Raw genomic sequence first — 16,694 nt, forward strand, 5'->3', positions numbered from 1 at the left:
CTCACTCCTTACTCCTTGTCCCATTTTTTCTGCAATTTGAAATAGTAGACGGTCATAACCATCAAAATCATAAAGGTAATGACGCCGAGTGCCACCGAATGACCCGCCTCGAAATATCGGAAGGCATAGAAGTAGCTTTGCAGCTGCAGAGTCATCGACGAATTATTAGGGCCGCCCTCTGTCAAAACGAGAGGCTCATTGAAAATTTGGAAAACGCCGCTAATTTGCAAAATCAGCGTTAAGCCGATTAAAGGTGAAATTTGCGGTAGCGTAATGTTCCAAAATTTTCGCCATATGCCTGCGCCATCAATTGAAGCCGCCTCATACAGCTCACTATTCACACCCTGTAAACTGGCTAGAAATAGAAGCGTTGTTGCCCCGAAGCTTCTCCATGTGATCGTGAGCACGATCGTAATAATCGTCAAGCTTGGGTCCTGCAGCCACCCCTGCGGATGAATGCCGACCATGCCTATTATTTTATTGACCAAACCGTTCTCACTCGGCTCAAAGAGGAACATCCACAGCATCGATGCTGCAATTCCCGGAATCATGCTTGGGAAAAAAGCCGAAAACCGGAAAAAAGAGCTCCAATGCCGCATTTCATTAATCATGACAGCAACTACGATCGGAATGACAAATCCAATAACAAGAGACCAAAAAACGTACATAAACGTATTGATCAAGGTTTGCTGGAATACCGAATTGGTGATGACATCTATATAATTTTGCAGCCCGATAAATGATTCCGCTTTAAATCCCTTTGTCTTAAAAAAGGATAACCAAATACCTGACAATAACGGCTGCCATGAAAAGAAAAAGAAAAAAAGCAGCGTGGGAATAATTAAAAGCCACGAGGACCATTCCTTCATCCAATACATAAAAAAAGTCGATTTTTTCTGCTTAGGAGTATACGTGGGTGTACCGGCGTTTACGCTCATGTTGGCTTCCTTTCCTAAATGATGTATTTAATTAAAATGATAACGCTTCCTTGCGAAGAGTGACATCCTTCAACCCTGCGAAATGGTTTGACATGGTGTGAAATATAAGCTCCGATTGCTGCTAACGTTGTTCTCCCTTCTTCATGGCAATCGCTGCTTTAGCTCATGGTAGCACAGTAAAAAGATTTGCCAGTAGGTTGTTATCCTGCGAAAGGGTGGATTATTCTGTCGGAACCTTCCATGGCACTGACGAAATAAAGACGATATATTATAATAAAATGGATCGACAACAATGGGTTATGGGGGAGTCGGACACCATGTTGAAAGCGCTTATCGTCGACGACGAATATTTAGTTCGGACAGGAATCCGCGAGACCATCGATTGGGCCGAATATGGGGTAGAGATTATTGGAGATGCAAGCAATGGCGTGGAAGGGCTGGAGCTCGCACTGCTTCATCAGCCCGATGTCATTGTGACTGATGTGCGTATGCCTTATATGAACGGGCTGGAGTTTTTGGAGAAAATAAAAGAGCATAATCTGCATTGCGGCGTTATTGTGCTCAGTGGATACGATGAGTTTCAATATGCCCAGGAGGCGCTTCGCCATGGCGCAGCCAGTTATCTGCTTAAGCCGGTAAATATCGATGAGCTGGCAGAAACGGTCCAGCAAATTGGGCGGCAAACGATTGAAAAACGAGCAAACCGCATGCAATTTCAAAAATATAAAAAAGAAGAGAGCGCCATCTCCTCGCAATTTTGGCTTGATTTATTTTACGGGCGACTCTCTGACACCACATTGATTCAGGAGAAATATGATTGGCTGAATATCGCGATTGCGCCTGAGGATAAGCTGATTGCTGCTGTCATCTCTATCATTCCAGACACCGTTACAGCGATAGATTTTGTGGATCAATCCAAATGGTCGGCAATTGAACAGCAAATTCGCCAGATCTTAAACAACCATTCAGTGAATACTATAGCTGTTTTGCAAAGTGCACCGACAGAATGGACAGTCATCACGGCTTCGAGCCTGCCAATCATCGATTTTGCATCCACCATGTACACTTTTGGTTACGCTGTCATTAAAGAAATAAAAGACTCCGCCGGCTTCCAATTGACGGTAGGCTTCACTGAAGCAGCTGACCGCTATACTGGCATACACACTGCTTTTGTGAAAGCACGCGAGGCGGCACGCAAATCCATCTCTGGATTAGGCGGCGTCTTATTCGAATCAGAAAATGAACGTTCAGGCTCAAGACGCGAGGTTCGGGACGCGCTCGCCTATATTAGACTTCATTATGCAGATAACATTACAGCCGACATGGTTGCCGAGAAGGTTCATGTCAGCCCAACTCATCTGATGCATTTGTTTAGGAAGGATCTGAACAAAACGTTTTATGAGTGCCTGACGGAATATCGCATCGATGAGGCTAAGCGTTTGCTGCGCTACTCCTCCTACCGCGTTTATGAGGTCGGTCTGCATGTTGGCTTCGGCGATTCCAAATATTTCAGCCAAATTTTCCGCAAAATGACCGGGATGTCTCCTAGCGAATATGCCAAATATCAACAATAAGCAGGATCGCAGCGACAAGTCGTCCTCTATTTTGCGTAAAATGAACATTAGAACCCGAATCGTCTTTGTCATCATCGCCGGATTGACGCTGCATCTCACTTTGATGCTGGGTGTGTTCAACATTTACGCGCACACGTATCTCAAAAACAATTTGTACAATCACATTGGCAATATTCAAAAAGAGATCGGACTCAGCTTAGAGCTGATCGTCGATGATATCCAAATGCTTTCGCTCCGTTTCCTCGTCAATACAGACATTTACCGCCTGATCAGCGACTCGTCCATTGCAGAGGATGAGAAAAAAACGCGTATTCGTTCGCTGATGGAAGGCATCGTCGCCAAGAACGAGCTGATCGGCGACGTGGTGGTCATTACAAATGAAGGCACCCGTTACCGATATGTCGCCGATACAGAAATTTTTGAAGATCCGGATGACCTGCTGCTATCCAAAATCGAGGAGTCTATTTTACCTGTTATCGGTAAGGTGAAGCATAACGCTAAAGGTGACGCCTATATCGTTTTCGGACAAAAATATCGCAATTTCAATACTGGCCAAAACATTGGTACGATTCTCGTCTATGTGAAGGAATCTTCGCTGTTTAATCTTTATAAGCCAGCGTTTGAGGGGCTAGGCTATTCCTATATTGCCTCGGTCACTAATGAAGTGATTTCACATCCGGATAAACGGGTGGTCGGCAATACTCTTCTGGAATCGGATTCGTTCCATCCCGGAGAAACGGCAGGTTATCGAAACGTATCATCGGGGCATGAAAACTATGTTTTGAGCACGTATCCACTGAGCGACCGCCTGAACCGATTCGGCGTCAGCTGGAAGCTTGTTTCCGTTGTATCGCGGCCACAATTGTTTGCAGCGATTACGGAAGGAAACCGCAACGCGCTATATTTCGCTTTGCTCGTTTTTGTTGGTCTCTTAGCTCTATCTTTTTATTTGGCATCCAAAATTACGGAGCCTGTCTTCAATCTGACAAAGAAGCTGGGTGCGATAGGAAAGTCCGGGCTGCAGCTCATGAATGATCGAAATAAACCGAGCGACGAAATCAGTGAGCTTGAAAACAGCTATTACACGATGATCGACCGAATCAACAACCTCATTCACGAAAACAATGAGGAAAAGGAAAAGCAGCGAGTGATGGAGCTAACCGCTTTGCAATCGCAAATCAATCCGCATTTTTTGTACAATACGCTCGATGCGATCACTTGGACGGCCAGGCTGAAAAAACAACCTGAAATCGAGAGAATGATTTCTGCGTTAGCGACCTTCTTCCGAATCAGCCTGCATAAAGGGGACAAGCATATTCCCGTTGAGGAAGAGATTCGGCTGGTAAAAAGCTTTGTAACCGTTGAGCTGATGCGTTTTCCAGACAAATATGATGTCACCTACGATATCCCAGAGCCGCTTCGGAAAATTCGCATCTTGAAGCTTATTCTTCAGCCATTAGTGGAGAACGCCATTAAACATGGCATGAGTGAGAAACAAGGAAAGGGATTAGTCGAGGTTAAAAGCTGGCGAGACGAAACCTATCTGTATTTTGAAATTAAGGATGACGGGGTAGGGTTCAAAAGCAAATCCAACATTCAAAGCACCGACAAAAATGTGTTGTTTCAAAGCGGTTACGGCCTCAGAAACGTTGACGAGAGGATTAAGCTCGAATATGGCAAGGAATCGGGGCTCACGATAACGAGCGAACCCGGAAAAGGAACGACTGCCCTTATTCGGATTCGCCTCAGCCTAGATCAAATCTCATGATGTCTGCGCATTTGTTTGTACAAATCCTTTAATGGATCTAGAATGCTGCGAGACAGCCGCTTAATCAGTATAAAAAATAGTGCCAAAATAAAAGCGCCAACTCCGATCAGCGTATTTCTTAGCAGTCGGAGTTCGCTTTTGATCGGCTCGCCTGAGATTAGAATCGCGATTCGATCATCAGAATGATACAAGCGATATAACAAAACAATGCCCTCTTCCGTCTGATTGATCGTCATTTCCTCATTCGCTTCTTTTTGTGTATCCTCCTGCAGCGTTTCCCAAATCACATCGTTAGGCTCTTCCTGCAAGCCATTTGCATTCAAAATCGCATGATCATGCGTAATAATATAGGTAGGATGACGGCCATACAATTCAGGATCGTCGGCATGATAGAAGCTGCTCATCTTCTTCAAATCCACATTCATGAGAAGCAGGCCCGTTATCTTCTCGTTTGTATCGATGATTTTGGCCACATAAACCAGCTTTCTGCGTGGATCTGTGTTCTTGTACACGAGCGAGCTCGAAGCTTGTACAATCCATTCGGACGTTAAATCTGAGCTTAAAAACTTCGTATATTCGGGAAGCTTCTGAGTCTCCTGGAACGAGCGTATCGCTGATACGTTGCTTGATGCGTACACGCTGCCGCTATTCCCGTACATCACCATATCTAAAATATAGAGGTTGGATGAAATCATGCCGTCCAATATCGGCGGAATGGTATTGTCATATTCGCTGCTTGTGAGGGAAGCATGAACGGCTGTATTGTTTGTCACCAAACTAGCCATTTCCTCCATCCATTTCATAAACAGCTGGGCGTTTTTGTGCTGTTGGCCTGTATATTGAAGGGAAAGCTGACGCTGCATTTCCGAGCTTTTGTTCTCCATGGTCCGAAATACGAGCATGCTGGACAAGATTACATATAAAACAATGACCGATAGCAAAATAATTTTCATTTTCTTATCAAGCGATCTGAACACCGTATCCCCTCGTTCCCCAGTTGTCCTCATTTCTATTTTAACGCAAGCTATAATGAAGCGCTTTCTTTTATTGCCCATCGATAGTACCATACAAGCTGCTTATAAAAAAGCCGTTAAAGCTGCGAAATGGTTTGCAATCGCAGGATGAATGGATAAACGAAAAAAACTCCCGATTATATCAGGAGTTCATTCGTAGAATGTGGGCAGACCGCTATAACGTTTCAACTAGTGCTTGCGCAGCTTCTTTGATATGCGGTTGCCCGCTGACTGCATCAGCTGCACGAGCAAAATAAGAATAATGACGCAAACGTACATCACGTCAGGCTCCCAGCGCTGGTAGCCGTACCTAATCGCCACATCGCCTAAACCGCCTGCGCCAAGTACACCCGCCATCGCTGTTGCGCCGATTAATCCAATCGTTGCGATGGTTAAACCAAGCACGATCCCAGGTCTTGCTTCCTTCAAAATAACCCGCCAAATGATTTGCCGGCGCGAGGCTCCCATCGCTTGAAATGCTTCAATAACACCGGGATTCACCTCCAGCAAAGCCGATTCGATAAGCCTCGCAATATAAGGCGCAGTATAAAAGACAAGCGGAACGATTGCTCCTTTCACCCCGATTGTCGTATGCACAATCCATTTCGTAATAGGAATGATCGCTATCAAAATAATGATGAACGGGACAGACCGCAGCACATTGATGACTGCGTTTAACAGATGATAGAGCACCTTGTTCTCATAAATATGATTTGGACGCAGCACGACTAGGCAAATGCCCAGAAACAAGCCAATAATAGTGGAGAAAAACAAGGAATAGACAACCATCGCCGCCGTTTCCCCTAGCGCTTCCGTGTATAGATCATGGTTCTCGGCGAGGCTTCTGAAGAAGCTATCCAGCATGCTTAAGCACCTCCACCTGCATTCCGTTTTGTACCATGTATGCAATTCCTTCTTCTATGGCAGTCGATTCGCCCGGCAAACTAATTAAGAGAAAACCAAATATGGTATCTTTAATTTTCGTTATATTCCCGTACAAAATGCTTGGCCGAAGCTGATAGCGCAGCGTCAAATCTGCGAGTATAGGCTCGCTTACGGTTTCGCCAATGAAAGAGATGCGAAGCAGATGTTTCGGCTCTGCAGGGTGGTTGGCTTTGTAAAGCAGCTCCTGCGGCAAATCCGCATCAAACACGCTTTTCGTAAATTTTTTGGTCGTATCCGTTTGCGGTTTCGTAAACAGCTCCAAAATAGAGCCCTGCTCTACAATGATGCCGTTCTCCATAACGGCTGCTCGATCACATATCTTTTTCAACACATACATCTCATGGGTAATCAGCACAATCGTAATCCCATAGGAACGATGAATGTCGAGCAGCAAATGCAAGATCGAATCGGTCGTCTGCGGATCAAGTGCCGATGTCGCTTCATCGCATAACAAGATTTCCGGCTCGTTGGCAAGCGCCCTTGCAATCGCCACACGCTGCTTCTGCCCTCCAGACAATTGAGCGGGGTAGCTGTCTCGTTTATCCGTAAGTTCCACAAGCTTCAGCAGCTCGCTTACCCTTGCTTCAATTTGTTTTTTGGGGACACCTGCAAGCACGAGCGGAGAAGCTATATTTTCATAGACGGTACTCGACATAAGCAAGTTAAAGTTTTGAAAAATCATCCCGATTTTCCGCCGCATAATGCGCAGTTCCTGCTCGCTAAGCGATGCCAGATCCGTGTCATTTATACGTATACTGCCAGCAGTCGGCCGCTCCAAATAGTTGATGCAGCGCAGAAGCGTGCTTTTGCCTGCTCCGCTGTAGCCGATAATGCCAAAAATTTCCCCTTTACGAATATGCAGATTCGCGTCCTTAATTGCATGGATGTTCTGTTTGCCCTGTTGATACGTTTTGCTGACATTTTCGATCCAGATCACTGTACAACCCCGCCTCTGCTAAAATGTTAAAAAGGTCTCTTCATCTAAGAAGAGACCAAGGTCTATTTTCGAGTTACCAAGATGCGACAATGTACGTGCCGTATTTTTCTTCTACGAATTTCTTGACTTGGTCGGAATGATAAGCCTTAATCAATCTTTGGAATACCGGCTTATCCTTGTCCTCGGTTCTTACTGCAATAATATTTACCCAAGGAGAATCCTTTGGCTCAATAAAAATGGCATCCTTCGTTGGCACAAAACCCGCTTCTACCGCATAGTTGGTGTTGATTACTGCCGCCGTCAGATCGCCAAGCGCTTTCGGTATGAATGCTGCATCCAGCTCCTCAAATTTCAATTTGAGCTTGTTTTCTGCGATGTCGCGAACAGTCGCTTTAATGCCAACGCCTTCTTTTAACTTGATCAGTCCAGCATTTTCAAATAGAATCAACGCGCGTGCGCCATTCGTCGGATCATTAGGCAGGCCGATGACATCGCCTTCCTTTATTTCAGAAACGTCTTTGATTTTTTTGGAGTAGAAGCCGATTGGAAAATTAAGCGTGTTTGCGATCTTCACCAAATCAAGGTTGTTATCCTTCTTGAATTGATCGAGATACGGCTCATGCTGGAATGCATTGGCATCAAGCTCGCCTTCCGCCAGCACTTTATTCGGCTGTACATAGTCATTGAATACAACAAGCTCAATATCGAGGTTATCCTTAGCCGCAACTTCCTGCACCTGTTTCCAAATCTCTTCCTCAACGCCTGCCGAAATGCCTACCTTAAGCTTCGCTTTCTCTCCTTCTCCCTCTGCACCGCTCAATTCTGATTTGTTGCCGCACGCGGCAAGCACAGCGGTTAATACCAGTGTCAGCATAATCAATACGATCTTTTGTTTCATATGATCTCCCCTGCTTCCTATTTGTTTTTCAAGCTGATTACATGTCTAGAAAAACAGAAAAGCTCTTATTCCACGATGCCGGCTGTTTGCGCCGTTCCGTGAAATAAGAGCTTTTAGTCGTCTAATCAGCTCGATTTCTTATAATTCCGATGAGCTTACTATAGATTATATTCATTGCTTCTGTCAACGATTTTATTTGTCATTCAAGCGCTAGCTCTTCCATGGATGACCAATTCCAACGTGGAACGGCTGCCGCTCCGTTATTGCACCATGCTGCAGCCGCGCTAGCCATCTTACGATTTAGCCTGCACCTCATCCTTAATCCGCTGTACAACCTCAGCAATCGCTAGTGATCCGAGATCACCTTCGCCTCTTTTCCTGATGGCAACGCTGCCCGCGTTTTTCTCACTTTCACCGAGTACCAATGTGTAAGGCACCTTTTCAAGGCCAGCCTCGCGAATTTTATAACCCAGCTTCTCATTCCGTGTATCCACTTTAGTGCGAATGCCCGCTTCAGCGAGTGCTTCCTTCACCTGCAAGGCATAATCGATATATTTCTCCGAGACAGGCAGCAGCTTAACCTGAACAGGTGCGAGCCATAATGGGAATGCTCCTGAATAATGCTCTGTCAATATACCGATAAAACGATCAATCGATCCATATACCGCACGATGAATAACGACAGGGCGATGCTTCTGGTTGTCTTCGCCAATATAGGACAAATCAAATTTCTCAGGCATTTGGAAATCAAGCTGAATCGTGCCGCATTGCCAGCTCCGCTTCAAAGCATCGAGGATATGAAAGTCGATTTTTGGCCCATAAAATGCACCGTCGCCCTCATTTACGCGATATTGAATATTGCGGCTGACCAGTACGCTGCGCAGTGATTGCTCCGCTTGATCCCATAGCTCCTCGGAACCCATTGAGTCCTCTGGTCTAGTCGACAGCTCAATTTTGAAATCAAAACCGAATACGCCGTAGATATGGTCGATCAATGCGATCGCATGGCTGATCTCTGCTTCAATCTGATCAGGCCGCACGAATATATGAGCATCATCCTGGCAAAACGTACGCACCCGCATCATGCCGTTCAGAGCACCCGAGTACTCATGGCGATGAACCTGGCCAAATTCCGACATCCGAATCGGAAGCTCTCTATACGAGTGCAGACTGTTTTTGAAAATCAGCATATGCCCCGGGCAGTTCATCGGTTTTAGCGCATAAGCCGTGTCATCCACATTTGTAAAATACATATTGTCCTTATAATGATCCCAGTGACCCGATTGCTCCCACATCCGCTGGTTCATCATAAATGGCGTGCGTACCTCCTCATAATCCCGCTGCCACTGCTTCTCGCGAATCAGGCTCTCCAGCTCCGTACGAATTGTCATGCCGTTCGGCAGGTAGAACGGCATGCCCGGCGCCTCTTCTGAGAACATGAAAAGCTCCAATTCCTTGCCCAGCTTGCGGTGATCACGCTTCTTCGCTTCCTCCAGCAGGTGCAAATGCTCATCAAGCTGCGCCTTTTTCGGGAACGACGTGCCATATATGCGCTGCAGCATTTTGTTGTCCGAATTGCCACGCCAGTAAGCGCCTGCTACACTTAGCAGCTTGAACGCCTTGATGCGTCCTGTGGAAGGTAAATGAGGACCGCGGCAAAGGTCAACAAACTCGCCTTGCTCATACAGCGAAATAATGGAATCGTCCGGCAAATCACGAATTAACTCCAGCTTGAGCGGCTCTTCCTCCTGTGCGAATAAAGCTGTCGCTTCCTCGCGACTCACTTCACGACGCGTAATAGGCAGGTTTTCTTGAATAACCTTGCTCATCTCCGCTTCTATCGCAGCAAGATCATCTGTAGACAACGGCTTCTCGATATCAATGTCATAGTAGAAGCCATCCTCAATAACAGGACCAATCCCAAGCTTCACAGTCTTTTCCCCATAGATACGCTTTATGGCTTGTGCCATCACATGCGCTGTACTGTGACGGTAAATCGCTAAACCATCAGCACCATCAAGCGTTATAATTTCAACGCTGCTGCTTGCTAGGATGGGCTCGTTCAGATCGACGAGCCTGCCATCGACTTTTCCCGCGACTGCATTTTTGCCAAGGCCAGTACTGATTGATTCCGCCAATTGCGCGGCGGTTGTCCCCCGTGGATACTCCTTAACTGTTCCATCCGGTAATGTAATTGCAATACTCATCATGCAGCCTCCGATCGAATGTAGTTGAACGCAAAAAAAACACATCTCTCCCACCAAGGGACGAGTGCGTTCAGCTCGTGGTTCCACCCTCATTCGATCTGCTGCTTTATATGACTGGCTATCCGCCAGACTTAAAGTTACAGCAAGATCCTTATTGAGCACCCGGTAACGAGGATGAATCGGTGTTATTTACAATCGCTTTGTGCAAACAGCGGGTTCAATAACACGGCTACAAAGGGGTAATTACACAATCGGTTGCTGGAGAAGCTCTCAGCCTTAGCCTCTCTCTCTGGACAGCTCGTATAAGGTAATCATGTCTTTGGTCAAAGCCTATTTATGGGTAAATTGTAATTCGAATGTTCCAATAAGTCAACTGCAGCCAAGTATTCATGGAAATAAGCATAATTTTTAGCATTTTTATTCGATCATTTTAGACGTGCCCAGTCACTTCCACATGCACCATCGGACAAAATATGCTTTAATATACCAAAGGAGCGTGATTCAATGGACATCAAATCGTTTCTATTTCCAAAAAACGAGGTCTCATACCTCATGACATCCTCTAATATGAAAGAAGCCATAGATAAATTAGAGGCTAGCCACTATACAGCCATTCCGATCTTGGACGACAATGGCTTATATTTCGGAACACTTTCCGAAGGGGATTTGTTATGGAAGTTGAAAGCCACACCCGGCCTCACCTTCGATACAATGCACGAAATTCCTGTCGTCTCCATCAAAAAACGGATGAAAGTCGAATGTGTCGCGATCAACGCCGATTTGGACGATATGCTGGCGCTGGCGGCCGATCAGAACTTCGTTCCCGTCGTAGACATCGATCGTGTCTTTCTTGGTATTATTCGCCGCAAAGATATCATCGAATACTATACCCGAAATATTTCTGATTAGCTTGGAAAAGCCAGATCATGCATTTCAAGAAGGCTGCCGTCGCCGGCAGCCTTTTATGATGAATTAGTGGTGAACACGCTTAAATGCTTTGTTTGGATAACGCTTCAAAATACGCTGCAACGACCTCACGAAATTCCAGAGCAGCTCGCGAAATATACCGATTCCTATGCCATAATAGCGCTATCTCCCGTACTAATTCGTGATTCTCTATTTGGAGATAATGGATTTGTTCCCGCGAATTCCTTGCCGTGCTGGGTATGAAGGCTATACCTATTTCGGCCTCTACAAGCATGCTAAGCCTTGCAGGTTCATCCCCCTCATACACATATTTTGGTACAAATCCAATCGATTCGCATAAAGAGTCAACTAAATCGCGCGTACCGTAACCTTTTTTCACTCCGACAAACCATTCATCCCTTAGCTCTGCCAAAGATACGCTGCTTCGATCTGCCAGCCGATGCCCCTTTGGAACAGCTACAAGGATCGGGTCGATAAACACGATTTGACATTCGATATCATCCCCTTCTATAGGAGGCGAGGACAAGCAAAAATCCACTTCTCCTCTATCCAGAAGCGTAACCATTTCCTGTGTGGTGAGCATTTGCACATGAAATTGAATATCAGGACGTTTTTTCCGAAACTCACGAAGGATATTGGGCAATTTGCTTGCAGTGGTCACTGCTAATTTGAGCGTGCTATGTTCCGGGCTGGATAAATCGCTAAGCTCCTGCTTCCCCTGCTCCAATTCAAACAATGCCCTTTCTGCACGGCGGAGGAATAGGCTGCCATACTCATTCAATCGCAAATTCCTCCCTATTCGATCGAATAAGGGAACCCCTAAATCCTCCTCCAAGCGCCCAATCGTTTTGCTTAGTGAAGACTGAGTAACGTGCAGATTGCGTGCAGCTTCGGTCATATGCTCCAAACGAGCTACCGTAAGAAAATATTGCAGTTGAAGAAGTTCCATTTTGCTCCCCCATTCATTCCCTCAAGTCAATGAGATTATAGCATCAAATGCGTTGGAATGAATAAATGATTTCAAGTACGATGACATTAATACGATTTGGGGGCGATTCAAAAATGAGTGTTCGCAGCAGGTGGTTAATGATCTCTGTTGGTCTAGGAATACTATTGAACCCATTAAATTCTTCGATGGTTTCAGTTGCTATTCCACGTCTGCAGCATGTATTCCAACTTGATTTTACAAGTGTTTCTTGGATTATTTTTTCCTTTTACATTGCAAGCAGCATCGCTCAACCTATTATGGGAAAGGCCAGCGATTTATTCGGGCGCAGGAAGATCTTTCTTGCCGGCCTTGTTGTAGCCTTCGTTGCGTCATTACTAGCTCCGCTGTCACCAAACTTCGGATGGCTCATTGTGTTCCGCATTGTGCAAGCCATTGGAACAAGCATGATGGTTGCCGTTGGAATGGCCATTGTACGCATTCATATTACAGAGAAACAAGCGACTGCGCTGTCTGTTTTGTCCATCTTTCTATCGGGAGCGGCAGCCATAGGACCCTTTATTGGCGGGATCTTGATTCATTCGTGGGATTGGACGGCTATCTTTTTCGTCAATATTCCATTTGCGATAGCTAGCTTTCTATTAGCATGGAGAACGATTCCTATGGATGAACCGCAAATGCACGCTGCAAAGGACATGTCTTTTCGTATGTGGTTTGATTTGATAGATGCGTCAGGAATCCTGCTCTTTACAGTAGGTCTGGTTGCCCTGCTCGCTTCATTGCTCTCAGCCAAATCATCTGGGCATCTCTCATTCGGAAATGTCATTGCCTTGCTGGTCGGACTTGCTGCACTTGGGGCATTCGTTCGACATGAGTTAAAAACGGCGTCACCTTTTATTCCACTGCGCACATTCGCCAAATATCCAGCGATGACTTGGGTAAATGTAGAATTCATGCTCGTTAACGTACTATATTACTCGCTCTTTTTCGGGCTACCTTCCTACTTGCAAATGGTACGCCATGTCAGTGAGTTCCAAACCGGGATTCTCATGCTAAGCTTAGGCTTATGCTCGCTAGTTACTTCTCCAATCGCAGGACGATGGATCGATAAATCAGGACCAAGACCAGCATTGCTGGTATCTGCCATACTCATGACACTTGGGTCAGTGTGGCTCGTCACATTGAATCAAAATTCACCGGTTATTAGCGTATGTCTAGCTTTGGCTGCATTCGGTATTAGCAATGGGCTGAACAATGTAGGGATGCAAGCATCCTTGTTCCAAAGCTCTCCAAAAGAAATAATCGGTGTAGCATCCGGATTATTTAATACATCCAGATACTTTGGAACCATCCTCTCCTCATTGCTGATAGGTATCGTTATGGGCGATACGTTCAGCTTCGAGGGATTTCACGTGCTCGGAATTATCCTCACGGTCATTGCGTTGTCTTTGGTATTCCTGAACCGGCCGCGCCGGGATTCATTACGATACGGAATCCATTAATTCAAAGAAATATTTTGATTCATGAGTCTGATAAAGCTTAAACCAAGCCTGTAATGTATTTGGCGCAAAAACATCCAACAGCTGCAGTACATGCATCGCAAACTCCAGCGGGGCTATACCAGATGCAGTAACTAAGTTTCCATCTGTTACTGCAGGCTCCGTTTCATAATATTTTTCTCCCGTATAATTAGGACAAATCATTTTCAAATATTCGAGATCGTTACTTGTATGTCTTCTTGAGTCAAGCAATCCCATCTTTGCAAGTCCCATTGTAGCGCCACAAATCGCTGCAACTACTGTTCCTTCTTCTAATGCTTTTGAAGCTTTTTTCAATATAGGCTCGTGAATGGGTTCCATCCAAGTATCTCCGCCTGGAAGAACGAGTACATCCGTACTTTCCAAACTACACTCTTCAACAGAAATAGCAGGCAATATTTTCAATCCGCCCATTGTAGTAGCAGGATTTTTATCCACGCCGACTGTAATAACTTCTAAAGGTGCTGCCTCCTTTTTAAAATATCTCCCCGAGTTAAGTTCAGCAGTTAAATAACCTACTTCCCAATCTGCCATCGTATCAAAAACATAAAGATATACTTTTTTTGTCTGCATAATAAACACTCCTTTTGTAATGTCTGAATACCCCTATTATAAAAAAACTTCACTGACATCCCCCGTCAGTGAAGTTTTTTAAACTTGATAAAAATCAATTAAACGGTTGAAGAGCGCTCATGCAGGAAATCAGATGGAGAGCTGCCAACAATGCGCTTGAATATGCGATAAAAATACGAAACATCGTTATATCCTAAATAGTCGGCGATTTCACTAATCATCAGCTGCGATTCGGTCAGCATGTAGATCGCCGTCTTCATTCGCTGATTGTGTACATATTCGCTGATCGTCTGGTTCGTAACCGCCTTAAACAAAGTAGCCGCATAATTCGGTGTCGTATTAATGACATCCCCCAGCTCCTCCTTCGTCACCCTCTCGCGATAATGCGTCGAAATATATTGCTTCATGCTGTCAACACGCCGATGCTTGTCCGAGGAAATCATTCCGCGATCCTTCTCTTGATTGAGATAAACCAGCGCTTCCGTAAGCAGCGCTTCTGCCATGAGTTCATAATAAGGCGGTTTCTCCTTGTATTGTGTCCAAACTCCCCGCAGCCTCTCCTGTATCACTTCAAAGCGCCCGAGCCGTTGCTTTAACGGCTCTTCCAGCTGAAGCAGAGGAAGGCTGCACTCGGTAGCGATTTTGCAAAAATTGACCACATACTTCGTGTGGACGACCGTTGGAATGCTTTTCCCATAGTATGGAATATGCCCCGGTATAAGGAGCAAATCTCCTTTTTCCAAAATCACCTTCTCCTCGTTCACCCAATATACACATTTCCCATAAGTCACTAACGAGAGATGAAAGGATAACATGCGCCCCTCACCTTCCTCGTACCAATCCGCCCCGTTGTCCTGATGCACATCCATAATTGATAGCATAATGAACGCTCCTTAGAACCGTACTATTGTACATTCATTGTACTATAGTTCTTATCTCCTTTCGACTTTTCACGTTACAATGAAAAAAATAAGGAGGCCTACAACATGCTAAAAACAAAAATTATTTGTACAATGGGGCCCGCTTGCGACTCCGTTTCGACGATTAAAGAAATGATCCAAGCAGGGATGACCGTTGGTAGACTGAATATGGCTCACGGCGAATTAGAAGATCACGTTATGCGAATGAACAATATACGGCAGGCTGCACGCGAGCTGAACACTTTTGTTCCCATTATGATGGATATTAAAGGTCCTGAGGTGCGGATCGGCAAGCTGAAGGAAGCGTCTTGCGAGCTGGTTATCGGTGAAGAATTGATTCTCACAACGGAGGATGTACTCGGCGATGCAACTCGTCTTCCTGTAAACTATTCCGAGCTTCCGCTTGTCGTAAAAACAGGCGACCGGATTCTCATTGATGATGGACTTGTTGATCTGACGGTATTGTCGGTTGAAGGTAACGATATTCGTTGCAAAATCGTGAGCGGCGGCATATTGAAACCTCGCAAAGGCGTTAACCTGCCAGGCATCAAAACGACGCTGCCAGGCGTAACGGAGCGCGATGTGGTGCATATTCATTTTGGCATCAAACATAATGTTGAGATCATTGCTGCTTCCTTCGTAAGAAAAGCAGAGGACATTTTGGAAATCCGCAACATTCTTGAAGAAGCAAATGCAAGCCATGTACAAATCATTTCCAAAATTGAGAACGCTGAGGGCATGCAAAACCTTGATGCAATTATCGAAGCATCCGATGGCATTATGGTTGCGCGTGGCGATCTAGGCGTAGAGGTACCGATCGAAGACGTGCCGATGATGCAGCGTGAGATGATCAACAAATGTAATCTTGTAGGCAAGCCGGTTATCGTTGCTACACATATGCTCGAATCGATGCAGGTTAACCCGCGTCCAACTCGGGCTGAAGTAAGCGACGTAGCCAATGCGGTTATTCAAGGCGCTGACGTCGTGATGCTATCCGGCGAGACAGCTGCTGGAAAATACCCTATCCCATCCGTACGGACAATGGCTTCCATCGCAAGAAAAGCGGAATCCATGATCGATTATAAAGAGCAATTCGATAAAAAGAGATCGCAGCAAAGCACGAACATTACGGAGGTAATTAGCCAAGGTGTCGTTAGCTCCTCGCTTGAGCTGAGCGCCAAAGCAATTCTTACTTCAACGGAAAGCGGCTTTACTGCTCGCATGGTATCCAAGTACCGTCCGATGTCACCAATTATCGCGATAACGCAGCATGATCATGTGCTTCCAAAAATTTGCTTGCTCTCCGGCGTTATTCCGGTTAAAGGCGATGCAGTAACAACAACAGACGAAATGTTCGAGTCCGCTATCCGCAATGCCAAGCTGACTGGGCTTATTGATACAGGCGATATTATCGTGCTTTCCGCTGGCGTGCCAATCGGCCAAGCCGGGGCAACCAATCTTATCAAAGTAGCACAAGTATAAGTAATTATTTCGCCAAAAATGGCATGAT

Annotated in this window: 14 protein-coding genes; 5 read left to right on the top strand and 9 right to left on the bottom strand. The window is 45.5% G+C overall.

The features are described 5' to 3' along the window. Window positions 1–8: 8 nt before the first annotated feature. On the bottom strand, window positions 9–938 hold the full coding sequence (locus tag AB4Z50_RS18910; protein ID WP_441881097.1) for a carbohydrate ABC transporter permease: 930 nt from the start codon (window positions 936–938) through the stop codon (window positions 9–11). A 278-nt stretch (window positions 939–1,216) separates the two neighbouring features. Here AB4Z50_RS18910 and AB4Z50_RS18915 point away from each other — a divergent pair, with 278 nt between their 5' ends. After that, window positions 1,217–2,512: a response regulator transcription factor gene (locus AB4Z50_RS18915; RefSeq protein ID WP_441881098.1), complete on the top strand. Its 1,296-nt coding sequence runs from the start codon at window positions 1,217–1,219 to the stop codon at window positions 2,510–2,512. Then, window positions 2,493–4,280, top strand: coding sequence for a sensor histidine kinase (locus tag AB4Z50_RS18920; RefSeq protein WP_441881099.1), 1,788 nt, complete (start codon window positions 2,493–2,495; stop codon window positions 4,278–4,280). The genes AB4Z50_RS18915 and AB4Z50_RS18920 overlap by 20 nt, the downstream gene beginning before the upstream one ends. Here AB4Z50_RS18920 and AB4Z50_RS18925 read toward each other — a convergent pair. The 5 genes from AB4Z50_RS18925 to thrS all read right to left on the bottom strand — a co-directional run bounded on the left by AB4Z50_RS18925 (window position 4,268) and on the right by thrS (window position 10,280). Beyond that, the gene (locus AB4Z50_RS18925) at window positions 4,268–5,287 is read right to left on the bottom strand and encodes a cache domain-containing protein (protein ID WP_441881100.1); all 1,020 of its coding nucleotides are present in this window, start codon (window positions 5,285–5,287) and stop codon (window positions 4,268–4,270) included. The genes AB4Z50_RS18920 and AB4Z50_RS18925 overlap by 13 nt on opposite strands. A gap of 195 nt (window positions 5,288–5,482) precedes the next feature. Continuing rightward, window positions 5,483–6,157, bottom strand: a complete 675-nt coding sequence (locus AB4Z50_RS18930; RefSeq protein ID WP_076268553.1) for a methionine ABC transporter permease — start codon at window positions 6,155–6,157, stop codon at window positions 5,483–5,485. Next, window positions 6,147–7,175, bottom strand: coding sequence for a methionine ABC transporter ATP-binding protein (locus AB4Z50_RS18935; protein WP_441881101.1), 1,029 nt, complete (start codon window positions 7,173–7,175; stop codon window positions 6,147–6,149). The genes AB4Z50_RS18930 and AB4Z50_RS18935 overlap by 11 nt, the downstream gene beginning before the upstream one ends. Before the next feature lie 73 nt (window positions 7,176–7,248). Continuing rightward, complete coding sequence (locus AB4Z50_RS18940; protein WP_441881102.1) at window positions 7,249–8,073, bottom strand: MetQ/NlpA family ABC transporter substrate-binding protein; 825 nt, start codon at window positions 8,071–8,073, stop codon at window positions 7,249–7,251. Between the two features lie 293 nt (window positions 8,074–8,366). After that, a complete protein-coding gene (thrS, locus tag AB4Z50_RS18945) occupies window positions 8,367–10,280 on the bottom strand; it encodes a threonine--tRNA ligase (protein ID WP_441881103.1) in 1,914 nt (637 codons plus the stop codon). 504 nt (window positions 10,281–10,784) lie between these two features. Here thrS and AB4Z50_RS18950 point away from each other — a divergent pair. Next, window positions 10,785–11,189, top strand: a complete 405-nt coding sequence (locus AB4Z50_RS18950) for a CBS domain-containing protein (protein ID WP_441881104.1) — start codon at window positions 10,785–10,787, stop codon at window positions 11,187–11,189. A gap of 79 nt (window positions 11,190–11,268) precedes the next feature. On the opposite strand, the gene AB4Z50_RS18955 is transcribed toward AB4Z50_RS18950, so the two are convergent. Further along, window positions 11,269–12,156: a LysR family transcriptional regulator gene (locus AB4Z50_RS18955; RefSeq protein WP_441881105.1), complete on the bottom strand. Its 888-nt coding sequence runs from the start codon at window positions 12,154–12,156 to the stop codon at window positions 11,269–11,271. Window positions 12,157–12,269: 113 nt separating this feature from the next. On the opposite strand from AB4Z50_RS18955, the gene AB4Z50_RS18960 reads away from it, so the two are divergent. After that, complete coding sequence (locus AB4Z50_RS18960) at window positions 12,270–13,655, top strand: MFS transporter (protein WP_441881203.1); 1,386 nt, start codon at window positions 12,270–12,272, stop codon at window positions 13,653–13,655. On the opposite strand, the gene AB4Z50_RS18965 is transcribed toward AB4Z50_RS18960, so the two are convergent. Together AB4Z50_RS18965 and AB4Z50_RS18970 are read right to left on the bottom strand one after the other, a co-directional pair. Next, complete coding sequence (locus tag AB4Z50_RS18965) at window positions 13,635–14,264, bottom strand: type 1 glutamine amidotransferase family protein (protein WP_441881106.1); 630 nt, start codon at window positions 14,262–14,264, stop codon at window positions 13,635–13,637. The genes AB4Z50_RS18960 and AB4Z50_RS18965 overlap by 21 nt on opposite strands. Before the next feature lie 98 nt (window positions 14,265–14,362). Beyond that, entirely contained in the window at window positions 14,363–15,145 is a 783-nt protein-coding gene (locus tag AB4Z50_RS18970) for an AraC family transcriptional regulator (RefSeq protein WP_441881107.1), read from the bottom strand. 105 nt (window positions 15,146–15,250) lie between these two features. Here AB4Z50_RS18970 and pyk point away from each other — a divergent pair, with 105 nt between their 5' ends. Continuing rightward, window positions 15,251–16,666 (top strand): pyruvate kinase, encoded by a 1,416-nt coding sequence (pyk, locus tag AB4Z50_RS18975; protein WP_430055889.1) that lies wholly within the window; start codon window positions 15,251–15,253, stop codon window positions 16,664–16,666. The last annotated feature ends 28 nt before the right edge of the window (window positions 16,667–16,694 follow it).

It is taken from the genome of Paenibacillus sp. 2TAB26, from assembly GCF_052115145.1.
Taxonomy (GTDB): Bacteria; Bacillota; Bacilli; order Paenibacillales; family Paenibacillaceae; genus Pristimantibacillus.

Excerpts from the sequence above, each read along its gene's own strand:
- AB4Z50_RS18910 (WP_441881097.1), bottom strand. The coding sequence starts at position 938 with ATGAGCGTAAACGCCGGTACACCCACGTATACTCCTAAGCAGAAAAAA.
- AB4Z50_RS18915 (WP_441881098.1), top strand. The coding sequence starts at position 1,217 with ATGGATCGACAACAATGGGTTATGGGGGAGTCGGACACCATGTTGAAA.
- AB4Z50_RS18920 (WP_441881099.1), top strand. The coding sequence starts at position 2,493 with ATGCCAAATATCAACAATAAGCAGGATCGCAGCGACAAGTCGTCCTCT.
- AB4Z50_RS18925 (WP_441881100.1), bottom strand. The coding sequence starts at position 5,287 with ATGAGGACAACTGGGGAACGAGGGGATACGGTGTTCAGATCGCTTGAT.
- AB4Z50_RS18930 (WP_076268553.1), bottom strand. The coding sequence starts at position 6,157 with ATGCTGGATAGCTTCTTCAGAAGCCTCGCCGAGAACCATGATCTATAC.
- AB4Z50_RS18940 (WP_441881102.1), bottom strand. The coding sequence starts at position 8,073 with ATGAAACAAAAGATCGTATTGATTATGCTGACACTGGTATTAACCGCT.
- thrS (WP_441881103.1), bottom strand. The coding sequence starts at position 10,280 with ATGAGTATTGCAATTACATTACCGGATGGAACAGTTAAGGAGTATCCA.
- AB4Z50_RS18950 (WP_441881104.1), top strand. The coding sequence starts at position 10,785 with ATGGACATCAAATCGTTTCTATTTCCAAAAAACGAGGTCTCATACCTC.
- AB4Z50_RS18955 (WP_441881105.1), bottom strand. The coding sequence starts at position 12,156 with ATGGAACTTCTTCAACTGCAATATTTTCTTACGGTAGCTCGTTTGGAG.
- AB4Z50_RS18960 (WP_441881203.1), top strand. The coding sequence starts at position 12,270 with ATGAGTGTTCGCAGCAGGTGGTTAATGATCTCTGTTGGTCTAGGAATA.
- AB4Z50_RS18965 (WP_441881106.1), bottom strand. The coding sequence starts at position 14,264 with ATGCAGACAAAAAAAGTATATCTTTATGTTTTTGATACGATGGCAGAT.
- AB4Z50_RS18970 (WP_441881107.1), bottom strand. The coding sequence starts at position 15,145 with ATGCTATCAATTATGGATGTGCATCAGGACAACGGGGCGGATTGGTAC.
- pyk (WP_430055889.1), top strand. The coding sequence starts at position 15,251 with ATGCTAAAAACAAAAATTATTTGTACAATGGGGCCCGCTTGCGACTCC.